Here is an 18737-nt window from a genome sequence, read left to right as displayed (position 1 = left end):
CTTTTCAGATCGAGGCGGCTGGCAACAAGGCGAGGTTATGGCGCGCAAGCCGCGCGCCACCTATTACTATGAGCTCAGTTCTCCTTTTGCGCTTTCCCACTGCTGTGATGCTAGGGTTCGTGCGTCAATACCCCAGATGTAACGGAAGCCCTGAAGCAACAGAACAAGGAAGATGATCGGAATAATCACGGTCTTCAGGACAAAAAGTGCCATCAGCCTCAATATGGCATCTACCATCGCTTCGGCTTCATTTTTTATTGTCGAAAAATTCAGCATTTCCTTAGCGGAGTTCACCTTCTCTGTAGCAGCCGCTATCCAGCCTTTGCCCTCACCACGCAAAGTAGCTTTGAGTGCAACAATTTGCTCATTAACCTGGCTGAGTTCTTCTGTATACCCTTCAAGCTCTGCGATTGCCTGTTCATGAGCCTGTTCGTCTTCTTCCACTCGGTTGACTAACGCCTGGTGCTCAGACTCCTCAGGGAAATACTGCTCCACCAAACCTTTTTCTTCCTGCAGATTGGAAAGTTCTGACTGAGACGCCTCCAGCTCAGCTGCGGTCTCATTCACAGCGCTCTCAGCGCTCCCAACCGATTCCAACAAACGTTCTTGCTGATCGGTCAAAGCATTAATCTCGGACTGAATCTTGGTGCGCTCCTCCTTATTCACCCCACCCCCAGCTTTTTGCTGAACCTGCCCTAATTTTTCCGAGGTTGCACTCAGCTTCTGCTGTGTGGCTTCGGTTTTCTCCGCAACGAACGCCTGACTTGCCATTCCATTGAGAAAAACCACAAGTACCAAGAGAAAACGGGCCAGTCCCGCAAGGGCAAATGCCTTCATGCAGAAACCGGAGTACCGCCCGCCCTTTATGAAAAGTGACCCTATTAATAACAGTCCGGTCACGGTGAGCAGGATTTTGAAAAAATTGGCGGACACGATTTCGACCATTAACTTTTGGATGATCAGTGAGGCGATAGCCATCCGCATTACGTTGGATCCGTCCTCAACGAGATCGTCAACAGGGTCCGCCATTGCTCCCAACCCAACAGAGGCTATCTGAACGTCGAATTCAGCTGTTTTGATTACTGAAATCACCCCATTGGCTACACGAAGGCTTCCATAGGTCGTTAGAGCCTGAACTATTGCATCATTCACATAATTTTCGGTTTTGCGGTCGATCACGCTGAGCCAGGAAATGGCGATCACCAAAAGGATTGCTGTGATTGCGGCCCAAAGGCGGCGGCCGTGAAATACCTGTCCCGAGCCAACCAACGTATCGAACCCGGTTTCACGGGGTTGCGTTTCAGTGGTTGGCTCCTGATTATTTTCTTCGGTCATGATACAAATCGCTCCGTTTCACTACAGCGGATGGCGTACTACAGAACCTCTCGGAGGCCTATGGGCCGCGACCTTACCGCATTATGAATTGTGGGTCATACTCCGCGAACTCACTCGCTCAGGCATTGATCAACCTGAAGTTAGCGGGTTTTAATGAGAGGCTAGCTCACCCAGACAAAATGCTCCGGATTCAGCGCCGACTCACCTTGCCAGCGGTAAGCAACGAGTTTGCAGCCCTCGTTATTTCCCAAACCTTTGGCACCGATACTGTAGTCCAGACAGGCAATGCGATCCGCCATCAGTTCCGGTTCTCCGCTCAGCCAATAATGGCCGACGAATACCGGCTTTATCTGGTCATAGCCCGGCAGGATGTGCTCAGGGATTGGCTTGTGCGGAATCTGTTTAATCACTTCTGGGGGGACGAATGCTAGATCGCGATAAGTCGCGCCATGAAGATTCCACCATTCCGCGCGGATATCCGTTCGTTCATTGCCATCTTTATCTTCGAACGCGTGCCCTTCGGGCAGCGGGATTTCCAGCCCTTTCAGGATCACTTCCGCTGCCTCAAATGGCACCGTGCCGCGAGCTGTTAGTGACGGCCATGCGTTCGGGAGAGCACGTTGCTGGCCATCAAGAAACGGCTGAAGGCAATCGATATATTGCGGGTGCCAGCACGCATGCACCACTCGCAGTTCCGGCAGATCGAGGTAAAACGGAAGCTGCTCAAACCATTCGATAAATTCCGCATGCACGGATGAGTCTTCTCCAACCGCATCTAGGAAGACCTGGTGCTGGTTGCGATTCTTGTCGGTGTGCGGGCGGAGATACTCGCCAGGATTCTTGGGATCCTGCTTGGCCCAGGCAATCGCGTTGAACTCGTGGTTACCCATCACCGCCATTGCGTGACCTGCCTCAACCATTGCCCTCGGGATGCGTACGCTTTCCACTTGCTCCGGGCCCCGGTCAATGAAGTCTCCCAGAAAGATCACCTTCCGTTCGGGGTGCTGCCACACGCCATTCTTTTCCTCGTATCCAAGCTTTGTCAGCAGCGCTTTCAACTCGTCTGCATGGCCGTGAATATCACCGATCAGATCGTACATAGGTTCTCCACTATCGCGTTTAGGCGGTGCTGACCTTCTTTAACCTGTAAAAGTAGAAGCACCGTTCGTGTTCCACCAGCTGATAATCCGGAAAGCGTTTCAGCAACAACCATGCGACGCGCCGATAGAGATTGCAGCGGCGATCACTGCGTGCCGCGAAGCGAAAATGCGATGGGCGTTTTTCGCCAACCCACTCACAGAGCAATCGCAGTGTGCGCCGCATAACCGCTACCGGATAACGGGTGGCGCCGATGTCATCCATTACAAAGGGGGTGTAATCCCAGTCGAAGGGGTCGTAGTCCGGCTGATAGCTGGGTGATGCTCCGCCGGTGATTCCCAACTGGATTTCATGGGCACGGGTGAAGCGAAGCTCATACAGAAGACCGTCCACGCGAAAGGTTTGTTTCATGGGGTTTCTCCTCTGCCGGCGCCACTACCTCTAATGTTGGCTCACGGAAACGACATCCGCTGTCGCGCATGGGGTACAGCATCTACACTCAATGCTGTTCATAGTCACCATCGACAACTGGAACGAACACAATGTCCGAGACCTCGATCCGCTACCTCACCATGCTGCGCATGATCCCGCGATACCCACGCACGATCACAGCGCCCCAACTTGCGGAAGCACTTACTGAGCACGGTTTTGACCTCAATATCCGTTCGGTACAGCGGGATCTGGACAAGCTCTCGGCACATTTCCCGCTGATGGTGGATGAAAGTTCCCGCCCCTACACCTGGTCCTTCAACGCCTCTGCCGCGAACAGCATGATTCCGGCACTGGATATGCCGGCCGCCCTGACCCTGGAACTGGCCCGCGCCTATCTGACGCCGGTATTGCCCCAGCGTGCGCTGGAACATCTGAAGCCGCACTTTCAGGAAGCGCAAGAGACACTCGGGCGCCGTGACAATCCACTGGGGCGCTGGCCCGACCGTGTGCGGGTCATCAACCGGGGCCTGATGACCCGGCGTCCAATCGTTAATGCGGAGGTGCTGGAGACGGTCACGGAAGCCTTGCTCAAGGACTACCAGTGCGATCTCACCTATCAAGCCCGTTCGTGGCCCGAGCCTGAATCAATTCGGGTCCATCCTTATGGCCTGATCTTCCGCGATCCGAACGTCTATCTAATCGCGACAATCGATGGCCGCGAAGGCATACGACAACTTGCTCTTCACCGTGCAACGGACAGTCTCCTGGTGGAGGAGCACGTTGACCGGCCTAGAGACTTCGATCTAGACCAATACATTTATTCTGGGGCCATGGGCCAGCTCTATTCACGGAAGCCCATTCAGTTGCGGCTGCGCTGTGACAAGACGTTTATGTACCACCTGAAAGAATCGCCTATGAGCCTGGACCAGCTCATTGAAAACGAAACCGAGGAACACTTTGAGCTGATGGCGACCGTTGGGGATACCCAGGATCTACGTTGGTGGTTGATCGCGCAGGCGAGTCACCTGGATATCTTAGACCCCGAATATCTGCGGGAAGCCACCGTGCAGACGCTGGAGGAGGCGTTGGAGAGGCAGAAAGCATTGCGTTGAGTCGATCGGTCAGCGCCTGCTGACCAGCCTTCGAACACACAGTTTCCATTCATCGGCGGGGGCGGGTTCCCCAGCGATGGGTGAGACTGAAACGGGGTTAAGCTCACCTCTTTTAGGTACAAATATCCCAATACTGGAAATAAATTACTCACTTAAAGTTAACCTTAAAGTTTATATATTATTGATTAATAACCTTTTTTAAATATTACGGTCTTGGCACCTTAATTGCTTATAGATTATCGACACCAATTAGGTGATGTTTTTCGATCAATCGAAGGGAAGATTTAACGTGGCGTTACTTCACTATCAGAATCTAGGCGTCGGTCGTCCTGACGTGCTTATGAAAAAAGCTTTCTTCGGCCTAAAGACATTTAATGACTTCTTGAACCAGACGAAGAAGTACATGGAAAGCGACGCAGCCCTTGTCCGTTTGGCATGGAAAGATGGGCTTCCACCTGGGTCGAAAAGCTCCGACTCTTCACAGGAAAAGCAAGGTATCTGGATCCAATTAGAGGAACCAAGGGATCGTCCAAATGAGCCGGAATCGAGCTTTAGGGCATTCATGGACGAAAACAACCGCGAAGTTTTTGCTGTAGAGGTGGCCGAAGACGAAGAAAAGAGAGCCTTTGGACCAAATGCCTTCAGAAAAAACAACAGTATTCAGGTGATAGATCGTGATGTCGAGAATTACCAACTTCTTTTGGAACATCGCCCATCATCCAGCCAGCTGATTCTAAAACCGGAAACGTACACTCTCCGTCGACAGCTGGAAGCACTCAGGCGACTGCAAGACAGCCCTTCGAATGCTCACGTCCCTATACTTCGGTTATTCGAATCACTCGACCACGCGGAATGGTTGCCTTTAATACAGGAAAGCGTGGGCAATTGGCGAGTACTGACTGACGAAACGCGCGAGGGCACCGATGAGCAACGGCAATTCGTCAATATAGCCTTAGCTACACCTGATTTTGCATTTCTGGAGGGACCGCCGGGGTCCGGGAAGACGACGGCCATTTGTGAATTAATTCTTGAATCTGTCAGCAGGGGGCACAGAGTGCTGTTATGTGCCTCGACCCACGTGGCTGTCGATAACGTGTTGGAACGGCTGATGGACGAGCAGAACCCACACAGAGATATGATGATACCAGTGCGTGTGGGCGATAGTAGTAGGATTTCAGAAAAGGCGCGCCCTTGGCAACTGGATACTTTCGTTAAAACTGAACGGCGGCGCTTGTTGAGCAAACTGAGGGAAACGGTACCTCGCACAGAATCCCAGGAAGCGCTTCTGGATACTCTGCGCCACGGCAATTCCGACATTGAAAGGATGGTGCTTGACTCCGCAAACCTTGTCTGCGGAACGACGATCGGCATCCTTCAGCATCCAGATATAAAAAATCAAAGGCAGCACTCAGCCCACTTCGACACCCTAATCGTAGACGAGGCCTCAAAAACAACCTTTCAGGAGTTTCTTGTACCGGCCTTGCTTGCCAAAAGGTGGGTTATTGTTGGTGACCCAAAGCAGTTATCGCCCTATGTGGACGGTGCCGCCTTAGCATGCAACATAGAAACATGTCTGCCTGACAACGTTGCCCGTGAGGCCTGTGTTGATGTGTTTTTGGCAACGCATCGAAACCTTAACAAGCACCGGGTTGCAGTCGTTGCGAGCAATAGTGAGGCAGATAAGAACAAGTACTTGAGCCAGGCCCAAGCTAACGATGTCAACATTGCGGGTGCAAGTGACGGGGAGGCACCCTTTTCATCAATTATCCTGGACAGTGAGTCCGAGCTGGAAACGCATTTTGACAACTTGCCGCTGGATACCAAAACGGTTCGTGCTCGTCCAGCAGCACTGAATCCTCTGCGCAGGCAGGTGAGTGCCTGGAAAAGGATTAACCGGGAAGAAAAGGTAACTGAGCTGCCAGAATGGTCAGAAGAATTGAGTTGGCGCCTAGCCAGCCTATATGAGCAACGCTTTGCTGAAGATCCGGAATCGGGAGTTCGGAGTAAAACCGCGGGGAAATATCGCGGTGAGATTGTAAATTTGCTTCCAGCAGGTGACTTGGCTAGTGAATGGAAAAGTGTGCCCGAGGCTATCAACCGTATCAGACGCGTTGCCTTACCTTCGATTCTTGAATCCCTCCGTCATGGATTTGATCGAGATCAGCAGCAGAAGCATGGCACAGCCTTATCCGACGGCTTACCAGCTGATGTTTTGGCAAGCCGGCATGTGCTTTTGAGCACTCAGCACCGGATGCATGATGAGATTGCAGAATTTTCTCGAAGCTACATCTACCAGGGCAAAGCGTTGCAGACGCCAGTTGATATGACTAATCGTCGGAACTGGGGATACTCGCGGCATGCTCATCGTGCTCTTTGGCTCGAAGTAAACAGCAGATTTCAGAGAAAAACCAACTCCAATCCCGGAGAGGCGAAAACCGTTCTTGACGAGATAACTGCATTTGACCACTGGGCAAAACAAAACCCGCCGCCTGATAAGGCACCTTGGGTTGTTGCCGTGCTTGCATTTTATCGCGGCCAAGAGAGAGAAATCCGCAACCACCTCCAACGTTGGAGCGGGATGAGGGGGAAAACGCGCCATTTCCATCGTGGTGACAAGCAGAAACCGTATTTGGAGATAGAGCTATGTACCGTCGACCGTTTTCAGGGGCACGAAGCGGATATGGTGCTGATCAGTTTGGCCAATGACCATCCCACCAGCTTTCTGGAAAGTCCTAACCGTCTCAATGTGGCGCTAACCCGAGCTCGCTATCAACGTATCGTTATAGGCAACCGCAAAGCAATGCGAAAGGCTAAGCAGAGTGTGCTCGGAACCTTCGCAGGCACGGAAGTTTGGGGACTTCCAGGGGGAGGACACTAATGCAAAACCAACTGATTCTTCGTCGGACCTTGAATGTCGTGTGCTGGCATGTGTCCGGGCAAGTGGCTACTGCCAAAGAGCGACGCGACCTTATTCCCTTACTGCTTCGAGCTCAAGAGGTTGAGCAAACCGGCGCAAAAGATATTGCCGAGCACCTGTTTTTCGAATCGAATTCCAGGAAAGTAGTCGCTGAACGCCTTCTGCAAGTTGCTCATAGTTATGGGCTACTGAAAAAAGAAAGTGCGGGGGCGTACTCGCTTAGTGAGGAGGGAAAGCAGGCAATAGCCAGGGAGCGCGTTTATGTCCCACAGGAAGGTACCTGGATCATATGGGCCAGTGATGAGCCAATGCTTGATCACCCGATTTTGCACGTTGAAGCTTGGAGCGAGCCCAGCGCCTTTGATGAAGTGTGGGGTAAAGAAAAACACAAAAATTCCGAGCGAGCATTTGAGGAACTGCCACGTTGGATGACGGAAAGCGAAGGTCGAGCCTTTGACATGGTATGTAAAACGACTGAATCTCGCCGCATCGACAGCATGCAAATAAATGCCGAGCCAGTTCGGAACCACGCCTTCATATATCTAGAATGGAACGTCAATAAAGGAAAGCTTTGGCTGCGAGGAGAGTTAGCAGATCAGTCCGTCGATTCGAGCCTCAACGCTCCCGACATTGAATCGAACCAGGTTTGGAAGAATCTACTTGAATGTGTAGAACTCTGGCCTCGGTGGGATCCGAGCCAACAGGCGTTGAGAATGGCCTTCGATGAAAGCTCAAAATCCGAGCGAGAATCTTTGACTAGGGTTTTGAAGTTCAAGAACCCCGAGATCTCGGGTGCAGGCCGGTTTGAGGATTTGGATGTTTACGATGTGCCCTTGTTACCGCTGTCAGGAGAGGATGCAAAAAAATGGGCAGAATGGCGATTAGAGGCTCGTATCAGCGATTATGCGACAAATTCGCGTTATCAGCAGTGGACCAACGAGGCGGCTGAGCCATTTGCTGAATTTTCTCCCACTTTGCCCCCAAGAGATGCATTAGCTGAATTGGTTTGGACGCAACGAGGTAACCGACCGACGGCAAAGTGTTGGTATTTAATGGCATCAGAAGATTGGGGACTGTAATGAACAAAGCGATGGCAAGCTGGAAGAAAGAAGATTCTGAAACAATTGATCAGCGTAACTTCACCCTGCCTCCAACCTGGACACCGGCGTCTGAATCACGATTCGCTCCCGTCGAATCTATTAATGATGTATTTAGCTCGGGGCCAGAGAGACAGCTCGCTCGCAAGTTTATATCCTTTAGCGAAAGCGCCGACCAGATGATTGTTCTTTCCAGCTTTCTTTTGGCAGATCGGGAAATTGAGGATGCCCTATTGGCGGCCGCAAATCGCGGCATTAGAGTCTATGTCATGCTCGCATCGGAAGCACGGTTGGAAAACGATGATAGTGAGGAGCCGTTCGACAAGCATGTCATTGACCAACATAAAGAGATGCTAGCGCGTCTGAGTGGCCATGTTCTTTTCCGCTCGGCACCCCACTTCCATGCAAAAGTCCTTTTGATAGATCCATTTGATGCGGGCAGTTCTGGTATCTTACTCACCGCTAATCTTACAGAAGCCGCTTTAGAGCGGAACCCGGAATTGGCGGTTGAACTGACCTCCGCAGAGGTGGAGCAGGTCAGTAATTTGCTTCGTTGGGCGATGTGGGAAACTGCGGAGCATGAAAAGCTCGGTCCCGAGGAGCAATTCAGACCAGTAAAGCCTTTGGGCATGGTCGATTACCCTGAACTGGCAAATGGGATCGTGGCTACCACCGAACAAGAACAGAGCATTCATGAATGCGCGATGTCGGTAATCGATAGCGCGATGGATAAGCTGCTGGTCAGCAGCTTTGGTTGGGACCTCAACCACCCTGTCGTTCAGCGTTTGTGTGAACGGGCTCAAGAGGGCGTGAAGATCACTATTCTTGCGAGAAAAAGGGCTGCGTCAATGCCTGCTTTGCTAGCACTTCGGAGGGCCGGAGCGACAGTCATTGGGTATAAATGGCTCCATGCGAAAGCGATATGGGCTGACTCGGATCGGGCAGTTATTACGTCTGCGAACCTTCAGACTCAAGGGTTGGACAAAGGCTTTGAGGTAGGTGTGCACTTGTCGGATACGCGCTCAGAATGGCTGAAGTATCATCTTGAGAGTTGGGTTGCGCAAGCACCAAAATCCTTACAGATCGCGCCTCTACTGGGAAGCCTGATCGGTAAGGTCGAAGTCTGGGACCAGCCTCAATTCAAGGAGGTTGAAATCTCCGAAGAAGAAAATATTAACCTGGGAAAACATGAGTGTGAGTCGGCTGAAGACTTAGAATACAGACCAGAGTTTCCAGCCGGGCCTTCTATCCCCACCGCGCATCAACGTTACTATCGGTGGGAGGTTACCGCACCGCAGTTAAAGCCAAAATCGAAGCCGGAGCACCGCAAGGAGAAGAATAAGTCTAGACAGTCTACTCCGTATGCGCTTCCAGTTTTTAGGGAGCCAGATGGACGCAGGGTGGTAGCAATTAGAACACGTGATCAGTTACAGGAAGCCTTGTCCGTTAAGGTGCAAGTCCAGGCTGACGCTATTGTGGTCGATAGTGGAGCAGAAGGGTGATGGCAACAGACAAAGGCGTGCTGCTATGTTGGCACGCTGAGCGTGCTGGTCTTGGCGTGCTTGAGCGTACACTCAAGGCATTGCGTAATCGGAACATTACAATTGTCGAGGTCTTTTATCTGGTTCAGGGAAAGGCACGGCATACCTTTCCTTCCACCTTGGCCGATGCTCAGCTGAAAGCCATCGAGGTGCCACTTGAGGACCCGACACACCATGTCGATATATACTCCCGAGTCCGCCATGACATCTTGCCCCGGCTTCGGGATTTAGATCATCAGCTACACATTAATATCTCGCCTGGCACTCCTGCTATGCACAGTGTCTGGTTAATTTTGCATGCAGGTGGAGCACTCCCCCCAGGCTGTCGACTCTGGTCTTCTCAGTACAGCACGCAGACAAAGCGAACCCGCATTGATGAAGTAGAGTTCCCAATTACTACGTACTTGTCAGAGATCCATGAAATTGAATACGGGGCCCCCCAACTTGCGGTATACGAACCTGAAGCTCGTTCTTTAGCCCGCCGGAATTCGCTTGAGCGACTTGCCAGATATTCACAGGTGCCAGGAGCGCCTGTTTTGCTTTTGGGTGAACGAGGCACCGGTAAGACGCGATTGGTTGAGACATTTGTTTCTAAACTCAAACAGCGCTTTAAGGTAGCTACTGTACCTTGTGGTGGGTTAGACGGCGATTTGGCTGAAAGCTTTCTCTTCGGCCATTTGAAAGGGGCTTTCACTGGGGCCAGTGAAAAACGTGCAGGCATTTTGAAGGAAGCTGATGGTGGTATTCTTTTTTTAGATGAAGTCCAGGATTTACCAAAACCTATACAACGAAAACTTGTGCGAGTATTTCAGGACCGACTCCACCGTTATAGACCGATGGGAAGTGACCGGGAAGAAAGTGTGGATTTAGAAGTCATTTGTGCTTCAAATCTCTCCATGCAGGAGCTCCGAGAACGTCTGGACCCTGATCTATTTGACCGACTAAGCCATCTGGTTGTATCCGTCCCCCCTCTTCGGGAGTGTCGCGAGGACTTGTACGAAGACTGGAGGCGCGTTTGGCGAGAGCTCCAAATATCGAATCAGGGCTCATCGAACCCACCTTGGTCTGAAGAGATTCAAGAAACGCTGACCCGAAATTCGTTGTCCGGAAACCTTCGTGATCTACAGCGTTTAGCTTTATTGATAATGGCTTGGTGCCCTTCTGGCGATCAAATGCACCTTGATAACGCAATAAAGGAATGGGCGAGAAAGGACGATATTTTGCCATCTCAACCAATATTCCTGGGCGATGGAACAAGATCGGAGCGGCTTCGCTGGTTTCGTAAAGAGTTAGCTATGTGGGCAATAGAGCATTACGGAAACTGGAGTGCTGCTTCAGACGCTTTGGATTGTGACCGAAAAACATTACAGAATGATGCTTCTGCAGAACGTAGATGAGGTTTTGAGGATCTCCTTTGGAGCCTCCTCTGAAACGACATTTTTCAACCCTCAAGACAACCAAGTTAAATGGACACCCACGGAGGCTGACTTGGGAGGTGTACTGAATTCGTTACGGACTAAAATGAACACAGTAGTCGCCTAAATAATAACATCCAGTGCACACCTGCTTTTCCGAGCCGAAGCCTTAATCGATCGGTACACTACAGCAGCCGATATAAGCTACCCTTGGGTCGTCGGTCCAGAGGTAAATTCTCCAGATATAAGCCCGATAGCTTCCTGTTCCAGCATCATCCCCCAGAACGCGAGTTCCTCAATAAGTTCATGAACGCGATCTTCGGGTGCAAGCCACTTCAGGCGCTGCCTCGCCGTTTCAAATGTCACCAAGTTGTCCTGCCAGATTGTTCGGTTCCCATAGCGTGCGAGAAGCGCCTTCCAGCCAGGCATTAACCAGAATGACGCCTGGTCGCCAATAGCGGTTTTCAAGCGTGCGTAATTCTCCAACCCTGTCCCGTCGTAGTCTGGAAACAGGATAACCTGAGAAGCCCGCTGGCGGCTCTCAAGCCAACGCAGAAGGTTGTTCGTGAGATTCCCTGCGTAATAAGCGACGGAGCCTCCTAAAGCAGGCTCCACCCAATCCAATGAATCAAACAGTGCCTGATTCTCAATCAGCCAAAGCGGCTGGTCCGTTCGCCACGTATCACTCGGCGCCACCTGGAGGGCACCCAGTCCGTATGCGTCGGTCGACTCGGACAGCTCCAGAGTTACCCCTTCATCATTGAACCACTGAACCCCAGAACCACTTGCCTTCAACAACAGATAATAAAGGTCGTGTTGATGCTGGCCCGCCTTGCTGGACCTTCGGGTGGCGATATTACGCGCTCGATCGTTCAAATCTGACGCCAGATCCGAATCACGATCTGGCCGAAGCTCCTGGAGATGACGGTTGAAAAGGGTTTGGTTACAGACCTCATACCCCCAACCCCGCCCCTTTCGATAGACGCGAATACATCCGGTTTGTTGTATGAATTCATCCAGAGCGCGACGCTGCGCCTGCGTAAAAGCTGAACTGGAACGCGCTTTTTCCTCGTTCTCTGCCAGCTTGGCCAGCGCTGCGGCCAGAGCCTGATTCATGACGGCGTTTCCTCCAGCGACTCCAAAATCTGCCAGCTCTTGCGGCTGATGTGGTTCAGGCCATTGTGCTCCTGAATGGGCACACAATAGCGGGCAGTGGTGAGCGGGGCGGGCGATGCGAAGATCAGTGAAAACCCAAACTCAGACGCTGCCTCAATAAGACTCCTCTGGTTATCGGCATCCAGGGCCAGCGCCTCATCCAGGTAACATACGGCGCGAACGCTGTGGCGCCTGTCCTGCATCAGATAGAGCATGGCCAGGCCCGTCACAAGCTTGGCCATGAGCACGGTGCCGTTGGAGGCAGCACTATCAATGTCATCGAAAGACTCAGGGGGAGCGCCCTTTTTTGCGACCACAAACTGCAGCTGAAACAGATCGCCAACCCGTAACCCCGATCGGGCATCGCCCTCCTCGATCAGGGTCCGCCGGGCACGGTCGAGTTGGTCGTCATCCAACACACTTCCCTGACTGAAGATCTCGAAGGACTCGCCACTTGAAACCGTCTCTGCTTTATCAACAAGGGTGTTGATGGCACCAACTAGGTGCTCCTGACGCTGGGGCGATATGCGGAAGGTTTCGAGATCGGAAAGCTTGCGACGGCCAATCAATCGTTTGAATTCCGCCATGCCCTTTTCGAAATTAAGTAGCCCATCCCGCAGTTGGCGTAGGCTGCTGGTCACCGTGACGACCGCACTGCGGGCCTTGCGCTCCAGCGCTTCTGCCTCACGTTCCAACTGATGCCGGAACTCGATGATGCGGGTTACCTCTTCTTCTTCCGAGCCACTGTATTGATACTTGGTGAGGCCTCCCTCATGCAGGGCCGATAATTGCTGGTGAATCGCCCGGTCGAGTTCCAGGACCTGGCCGCAGTCCCGTTGGTACTCCTCCAGCGTCACGGCCAATTCGTCCACAGAGACTTCCGTGTCTGCCATCCAGGCATGATGGGGCATTTGCGCCAGCGACAGAAAGGGCTCGCGATGGTCCAACCGTTGCCCACGGAGGCGATTGATCCGTTCATGCTGGTTGGTCAGCTCGCCCAGATCCTGATCCGCCTGATTGATCTGTCTGTTCAATTCATTGAAACGCTCACTGAAGCGATTCAGCTCCTCTTCGATGGCCTGCTTCTGTTCCTGCAGGCTCTTCAGCGTTGTATCTCGCTCGGCCGCCCCCTGCTGTAATGCCACCATTTCATCATAGGCTTCGAGGTCCTTCTCCACCTCCTTGAGCGCTTTCTCATGGGAGTCCCGGCGCTGGCGCGCTGCCTCCATCTCGCGAGCCGCTTCAAGCTGATCACTCAGCTTGCCGGCCTGCTGCTCCAGCTCACTTAATCGATCACGTAACTCAGCCTCGCTGCGCTGGCTGAACTGCACCTCAAGGTCATGCAGACTGAGTGACAGGCCCGGGAGCGCCAGCCTGTCTTCCCCGCCCTCGGACAGCCACGCCTTCAGCGCAGGCACATTCAGCTGAAACTGATCGCTGGGCAGAGTCATGACCTGGTTATTCAGTCCCCGATTCAAGCGCGCCAGATACTCGCTGGACAGCGACTCCGCCAGAGACTGGTAGAGATTGTCATGGCGGTTTTCGAGTTGGCGCTGAGCCTCCTGCTGCTGGCGCCTATTATCAGCGAGTTCCCGTTCAATGGCGTCAGGCTTTCGGTCACTGGCGTTGTTCACCAGCGTAACCTGTTTCTCGTAGGCTTTGCGGCTTTCCTCGTAGCGCTGCTCCAGCTCGCCACGTTCACGTACCAGCGCGAAATGATTTTCCAGTTTGGACTGGCGTTCAGCCTGTTGCGTGAGTTCTTCCAGTTGACGCTTGTGATCCACTCTCTGCTCACTCAACTGTTGATGACGTGAGGAGAGCCGGGTCTGCTCAGTTTGCAGCTCACTGCGGCGGTTCGTCAGGACTTCCTGCTGTTGTTCGTAATGGGTCTGCCAGTGTTTTAGCGTTTCATCAATGAGTGGCTTCCAGGCGACGACTTTACCGCGCAGGGTCAGGCGCTCTTCGTGTTGCCGCTCTAGATGATCGATCTCGGTCACTTGGTCCTTAGCCGCCTTATACTGGGCCCGATCCTTATTCACGCCATCAAAGGCCTTCTCCCACTCATCTTTGAAATTAATGCTGGCATCCGGCAGGCTCCGGTGAAAGATGCGCAACAGGTAGTCTTTCACCTCGATGGAGGTGAGCTTATCAAGCCGCAGCGTGCGAGTGAGTACTTTCTGGTAAACGCCCGCATCACGGGCATTCTCAAGCCGGAACACGCGGAAGTCCGGGGCGCTTCCCCCGCCGCTGCGCCGCCCGCCGTACAACAGGTCGGCGAACTCCGAAGCATTGTAGGCGTGGACCAACCGGCCCTGCTCTCCCAGGTGGCTCTTTAGCTGGGGCTGAGTCACCAGAGTGCCATCCGCCAGGCGAAAGTCATCCACGTTGAGCGATCCGGCATAGACAAAGTACTCGTACTCATGCCCCAGCCCCTTGCCGACACAGCCCAACACCATCGTGCCGGACTCCGGGAGACTGACTTCCAGAAGGATATAGGCGCTGTTGTCCGGGAAATAAAAACGCCGGGTCTTGTCCCATTCATGCGCCCCAAAATCCATGCGCCGCCGATCAATGATCAACAGGAACTGAAGCGCGTTGATCAGGCTTGTTTTGCCGGCGTTATTTGGAGCAACCAGGGAGACAGAATCATCCAACGGCAATTCGGCGCGCTGATACCCCGCACTCCCCAAGAGCACCAGACGCTGGAAGCCGTACTGGACACTCATACTTCGTCTCCCTCGCTGTCGTCAGCCTCGGCAAGCCAATCCTCACTGCTTTCCACCTGCGCCGCCAATTCCTCGAAATGGGCCAGGTAACGATGAACCGCTGGCAGTAACCGCCAGCCGCCCTCCTCGGAGAGCGCAAACCCATAATTGGCGGCTCGTTCCATAAGCTGACTCAGGAAGGCGCGATCCATTTCCTCTGCCAAAAGAAGCTCCTGCTGTTGCTCGTAAACCGCATCAAGTAGGCGGTTGTCGATGAGCCACTCCTCAAAGCGGACCAGCGGCTGCCCGACATCCGCCTGATAATCGAAGATCACCATAAACAGCAATGCCAGTTGGCGCGTCAGCCGGTTGACCGCGCTGGAGCTGTCCTGGGTGTGGAACCAGGCAAAACCGCGGGCGTCAATGCGGAGATCATAGCCCAGTGACTGAAACAGCGACTGGTAAGCCGCCTGCTGCTCCTCCAGCTCCGCCCAGAGTCCCGGATCGGCGACCCGGTTGAGATGCTTGCCCGCGCTGAAAAAACGCCACATCTCATCAAGTCTCGGGAGCTGCTCAAGGTCAATCCAGTGCGTCATAACGGTTGCAGTCCATGGGGGTGATAGTGAACCCGAACCTCGGTTAGTTCGGTAGCGCGAGCTTCATCCTTTTGAAAAACTTCCCAGAGTTCATCCTTGATGAGGTCATGGTACAGGCGCAGCACAACAGCATCTGGCAACTTTGGGTAATGTTCATGCAGCCAGCGCATCAGATCAGAGACAGGCAATGCGGCTTGCAGCCTCTCTCTCAGCGCCGGCTCATCAACCCAGGAATCGATGGCGGTCGAGCCCTCACTCAGTTCCTCTGGGAAGGATTTCAGAACGGCCTCAAAGTCCCGTGCCTGGGCCATGATGATTTTGACCTCGTCGCCCACGGAGACGCGTTGCTGACGCTGGACTCGCCAAACAGGCAGCTCGGACCCAGAGACCTGACGGGGCAAGGCACGCCGGAGCCCTTTCTTGCGGACCTGGCCAAGCAGGCTGCTGACGGCGGCGGATAGATTGTTGTGCTGACGGGCCTCCTCGCGCAAAGGGAGAAGCGTCTCCGCACATTTCTGGGCAACAACGCGGCCCATGCGCCGCAGTTCCTTTGCTCTGTAACCGACCTGGCGAAGCTGAAGCCGGTGGGTGTAGAGAGCGCCTACCACATTGAGCTGCTCGTACGCCTGATCCAGTGCCTGCTCAGCACCCTCCAGATAGGGATAGAAGGTGCCCTCAGGGCCCGTATCCATCATCTCATTCATGGGTTCGACGTACTGGTCATAGGCATTCAGCACCGTGCGGTAGCGCCGGGCAATCGGAATCGACGTATCCGCTGCCTTGGCCTGCTCACCGATCTCCATGATCGCGTGGCGGTCCTGCTCCAGCTGCTGAGCGATCCGGTTAAAGAGCTCGCCCAGCTTCCCCGAACCGGTGCGCATGGCTTCAGGATCACCTGCCGCAATACCTTCTGAAAGCTCTTCCGTGGCTGATTTAATCGCCTCGACGCGCGCTTTCAGAACAGCAGACAGGCCGAGCTCATGCTCACGGGTCAATCCCCGCACGAAATCCAGAACCAGCGAATTGAGCTCAAAAACTTCAGTGCGTGCCGGTGTCTCAAGCAGGTTGGATTGGCAGAGTGTGCGCAGTACCGCATCCCGTTCGGCAGGACTCAAAGCCGGATGATGACGTTCAATCACCGCAAGAACCTGTTCGTGCGTAAACGTCTGCGTCTCGCGGGTAGCCCGGGTCAGCGATTCGATTACATCCCAGTATTTGTGGAGGTTGGCGACCAGGGCGCGAGGGGCTGCCAAAATCAATCTCCATTTGGTTGTGGTGACAGCAAGCAGGTCACTTGCCCACTTTAGTGTAGACCCTGCTTTTTTTGTTGCTAAAGCAGTCGGATACTCTCTCACCACTGATAGGGTAAAGGTGTCGGTCTTAGCGATCGATTTTCACTAGGAAGCAATGCAAAGTATCGCGTCTATGGTTTATGCCTAAACCATCAGTGGTACCGTAAGGTAACGGGCGCCTTCTTATACCCGATTCCAACCGAATGCCCCTATCTCTCTAAGAGCGGACTCCACTTTCTTGTATTCGTCTGTCGTATGGAACCAAAGAGTGACTCTGCAGCCTTCACTGAGCTTATCGAAGATGAGGCTATTTATTCTGCAGTTTGTCTCTTGCCCACCTGCAAAGCAGTTTCTCGGAGAGATGTTCCCATAGCCCATGTTAAACCGGTTGCTCAGATTTTCGGTTTCCCCAACGTAGTGGATCTGTTCATCCACCACGAGGGCATAGACCCCACATTTGGATATATTCCATGGGATTTTAAACTTACAGAAGGGCCCCGCTCCGTACCTATTCAAGGTAAGGTATCCGGTATTTTCATAACGATCCTGCGGAGCCAACATCCTGACAGTCCCATCATCGTTGCGCTCCGGCTCAATCTCGCAGATATACTTAAAATCGTACCCACCTATTTCAAGAATCTCATGGCCAAGTCCAGCCGACTGCCTCTTCTCGCCCTCCACCTCACGAGCCGTTGGGCGAGCCGGAATCTTCGCTTGGGGCTTTTCTGGAGAGCGGGGAACAGCCTCGTTCAAAACGAAATGTCCTCTGCTGAGACTGTGCAGTAGATTCTTACCAACCGCTCCAGGCGCTCCGCCCCGGAGGTTGTCTGTCATTCCCTGAATGATGGGATTTATTGAGTCTGGACTGCAGTCGGGATCATCGCGCTGCACGCAACGAATCAGATCACCCCTTGTAAAAGGTGTCACTCCCTTGCTCGTCAGTTCTTGCGCGCACTGATACACGCGCTTCCAGATTACATCAGTCATCTTGCTGCATACTTTATTATTAGTGACGCTACTCGCTTCGCCATGACATGTAGAAAAAGTAAGCCGCTCCATTTTCCCTGGACTTTCCACCGAGGCTAGGTCTGTAAGGGGCATCCCTTCTTACTGGGGCGTACTTTTGCCATGACGATCGTCTTGCATCGTTCTGCAGCCCCTCAAAAACTCTCTTCTCCAATGCCAGTGCTTCTCTAGCGGTCAGTCCCACCTCAAGTACAACAAAGTGTTTATAATGCGGAGGCAAAGAAGCATACGGAACTCGTCGACGTCTGGGGTTGTCAGTAATTCCAATGTTGTAATAGATCACTTCAGGCGATTTTGAGATCGCGGAAATCGTATCAATGACGCGATTGACCATTGACTTTGTCACTCGTGGCATACTGCCTCCTCGCAATCAAACTGTAGAAAACCCGCTTCCGGGCCTTACACCACAGCCTCTTCGTGTGTTGGTTTCACCAATTCATCTACTGTCCGAATACCTTCCGGTTACCAGATCCGATTATATTTCACCCGCAAGACCATTTCAGGTTCTGTTTTGACCGCCCTCTGCCGGTGCCTTTTGGCCTTGTCTCCTCATGCGACCGACCGCTCGTGTAGTTGGCCACCTTCTGAACGTTATGCACCAGGCAGCATAGCTGCCACAGGCCCTGCACGTTCTTATTCTTGGCCTCGTCCAGCGACAGGATGGTATTGGCCTCCCGGATCTCCTGGTCCAGTTCGGGCTCTGTCGTGACCTCATCGCGCTGGCGATGCTCCTGGAGTCGGTAACGGATCAGTCGGCGCAACTTGTCGCGCTTAGCGCCCAGTTCATTAAAGGTGCCGAACCATTCCTTGGCCGCATCAGCCCCCATCTTGCAGCCGTCGATGGCTTGCCACAGTTCGTTGCCCAGAAGACCTTGCTCCTGACACACCAGAAGGACCTGCTCGAACAGCGCTTTGATCTCATCGGCGTGGTTACTCACAAACGCCGCCAGGGAGCAGGTCAAAACCCATTAACCATGCAAACATCGTTCTGCTAACCTGGCAGTAAAGCAGAACCG

General features: G+C 53.1%; 13 protein-coding genes and 2 pseudogenes. 5 read left to right on the top strand and 10 right to left on the bottom strand.

The window, feature by feature from the left end:
- Positions 1-66: 66 nt before the first annotated feature.
- The 3 genes from DES49_RS03290 to DES49_RS03280 all read right to left on the bottom strand — a co-directional run bounded on the left by DES49_RS03290 (position 67) and on the right by DES49_RS03280 (position 2844).
- Complete coding sequence (locus DES49_RS03290) at positions 67-1335, bottom strand: hypothetical protein (protein WP_133734933.1); 1269 nt, start codon at positions 1333-1335, stop codon at positions 67-69.
- A gap of 161 nt (positions 1336-1496) precedes the next feature.
- Positions 1497-2435 (bottom strand): metallophosphoesterase, encoded by a 939-nt coding sequence (locus tag DES49_RS03285; protein ID WP_133734932.1) that lies wholly within the window; start codon positions 2433-2435, stop codon positions 1497-1499.
- A 19-nt stretch (positions 2436-2454) separates the two neighbouring features.
- Positions 2455-2844 carry a hypothetical protein gene (locus tag DES49_RS03280; RefSeq protein ID WP_133734931.1) on the bottom strand — a complete coding sequence of 130 codons (390 nt, stop codon included), beginning with the start codon at positions 2842-2844 and terminating at the stop codon, positions 2455-2457.
- 131 nt (positions 2845-2975) lie between these two features.
- Here DES49_RS03280 and DES49_RS03275 point away from each other — a divergent pair, with 131 nt between their 5' ends.
- From DES49_RS03275 to DES49_RS03255, 5 genes are all read left to right on the top strand, one after another.
- Complete coding sequence (locus tag DES49_RS03275; RefSeq protein ID WP_133734930.1) at positions 2976-3977, top strand: helix-turn-helix transcriptional regulator; 1002 nt, start codon at positions 2976-2978, stop codon at positions 3975-3977.
- Between the two features lie 289 nt (positions 3978-4266).
- Complete coding sequence (locus DES49_RS03270) at positions 4267-6855, top strand: AAA domain-containing protein (RefSeq protein WP_133734929.1); 2589 nt, start codon at positions 4267-4269, stop codon at positions 6853-6855.
- Positions 6855-7973: a hypothetical protein gene (locus DES49_RS03265; protein WP_133734928.1), complete on the top strand. Its 1119-nt coding sequence runs from the start codon at positions 6855-6857 to the stop codon at positions 7971-7973. The genes DES49_RS03270 and DES49_RS03265 overlap by 1 nt, the downstream gene beginning before the upstream one ends.
- Positions 7973-9493, top strand: a complete 1521-nt coding sequence (locus DES49_RS03260) for a phospholipase D-like domain-containing protein (protein ID WP_133734927.1) — start codon at positions 7973-7975, stop codon at positions 9491-9493. Before DES49_RS03265 ends, DES49_RS03260 begins: the two co-directional genes overlap by 1 nt.
- Positions 9493-10929 (top strand): sigma-54-dependent transcriptional regulator, encoded by a 1437-nt coding sequence (locus DES49_RS03255; protein ID WP_133734926.1) that lies wholly within the window; start codon positions 9493-9495, stop codon positions 10927-10929. The genes DES49_RS03260 and DES49_RS03255 overlap by 1 nt, the downstream gene beginning before the upstream one ends.
- A 222-nt stretch (positions 10930-11151) precedes the next feature.
- On the opposite strand, the gene DES49_RS03250 is transcribed toward DES49_RS03255, so the two are convergent.
- The 7 genes and pseudogenes from DES49_RS03250 to DES49_RS03225 form a co-directional block, all read right to left on the bottom strand.
- Positions 11152-12063 (bottom strand): hypothetical protein, encoded by a 912-nt coding sequence (locus tag DES49_RS03250; protein WP_133734925.1) that lies wholly within the window; start codon positions 12061-12063, stop codon positions 11152-11154.
- Complete coding sequence (locus tag DES49_RS03245; protein ID WP_133734924.1) at positions 12060-14828, bottom strand: hypothetical protein; 2769 nt, start codon at positions 14826-14828, stop codon at positions 12060-12062. The genes DES49_RS03250 and DES49_RS03245 overlap by 4 nt, the downstream gene beginning before the upstream one ends.
- Positions 14825-15403: a condensin complex protein MksE gene (locus DES49_RS03240; RefSeq protein ID WP_133734923.1), complete on the bottom strand. Its 579-nt coding sequence runs from the start codon at positions 15401-15403 to the stop codon at positions 14825-14827. The genes DES49_RS03245 and DES49_RS03240 overlap by 4 nt, the downstream gene beginning before the upstream one ends.
- Positions 15400-16656 (bottom strand): hypothetical protein, encoded by a 1257-nt coding sequence (locus DES49_RS03235; protein ID WP_133734922.1) that lies wholly within the window; start codon positions 16654-16656, stop codon positions 15400-15402. The genes DES49_RS03240 and DES49_RS03235 overlap by 4 nt, the downstream gene beginning before the upstream one ends.
- A 222-nt stretch (positions 16657-16878) precedes the next feature.
- Positions 16879-17448 (bottom strand): GIY-YIG nuclease family protein, encoded by a 570-nt coding sequence (locus DES49_RS03230; protein WP_133734921.1) that lies wholly within the window; start codon positions 17446-17448, stop codon positions 16879-16881.
- Positions 17449-17457: 9 nt separating this feature from the next.
- Positions 17458-17682 (bottom strand): annotated as a pseudogene (locus DES49_RS15790) (DUF7669 domain-containing protein); the annotation flags it as partial.
- Positions 17683-18362: 680 nt separating this feature from the next.
- Positions 18363-18674, bottom strand: a pseudogene (locus tag DES49_RS03225) (IS1182 family transposase); the annotation flags it as partial.
- Positions 18675-18737: the final 63 nt, after the last annotated feature.

The sequence above is a fragment of the Halospina denitrificans genome (genome assembly GCF_004364635.1).
GTDB classification, from domain to species: Bacteria; Pseudomonadota; Gammaproteobacteria; order Pseudomonadales; family Oleiphilaceae; genus Halospina; species Halospina denitrificans.
The sequence above is the reverse complement of the archived record's forward strand: the minus strand, read 5'-3'. Positions and strand labels throughout refer to the sequence as shown.

Excerpts from the sequence above, each read along its gene's own strand:
- DES49_RS03275 (WP_133734930.1), top strand. The coding sequence starts at position 2,976 with ATGTCCGAGACCTCGATCCGCTACCTCACCATGCTGCGCATGATCCCG.
- DES49_RS03250 (WP_133734925.1), bottom strand. The coding sequence starts at position 12,063 with ATGAATCAGGCTCTGGCCGCAGCGCTGGCCAAGCTGGCAGAGAACGAG.
- DES49_RS03245 (WP_133734924.1), bottom strand. The coding sequence starts at position 14,828 with ATGAGTGTCCAGTACGGCTTCCAGCGTCTGGTGCTCTTGGGGAGTGCG.
- DES49_RS03265 (WP_133734928.1), top strand. The coding sequence starts at position 6,855 with ATGCAAAACCAACTGATTCTTCGTCGGACCTTGAATGTCGTGTGCTGG.
- DES49_RS03290 (WP_133734933.1), bottom strand. The coding sequence starts at position 1,335 with ATGACCGAAGAAAATAATCAGGAGCCAACCACTGAAACGCAACCCCGT.
- DES49_RS03255 (WP_133734926.1), top strand. The coding sequence starts at position 9,493 with ATGGCAACAGACAAAGGCGTGCTGCTATGTTGGCACGCTGAGCGTGCT.
- DES49_RS03280 (WP_133734931.1), bottom strand. The coding sequence starts at position 2,844 with ATGAAACAAACCTTTCGCGTGGACGGTCTTCTGTATGAGCTTCGCTTC.
- DES49_RS03285 (WP_133734932.1), bottom strand. The coding sequence starts at position 2,435 with ATGTACGATCTGATCGGTGATATTCACGGCCATGCAGACGAGTTGAAA.
- DES49_RS03240 (WP_133734923.1), bottom strand. The coding sequence starts at position 15,403 with ATGACGCACTGGATTGACCTTGAGCAGCTCCCGAGACTTGATGAGATG.
- DES49_RS03260 (WP_133734927.1), top strand. The coding sequence starts at position 7,973 with ATGAACAAAGCGATGGCAAGCTGGAAGAAAGAAGATTCTGAAACAATT.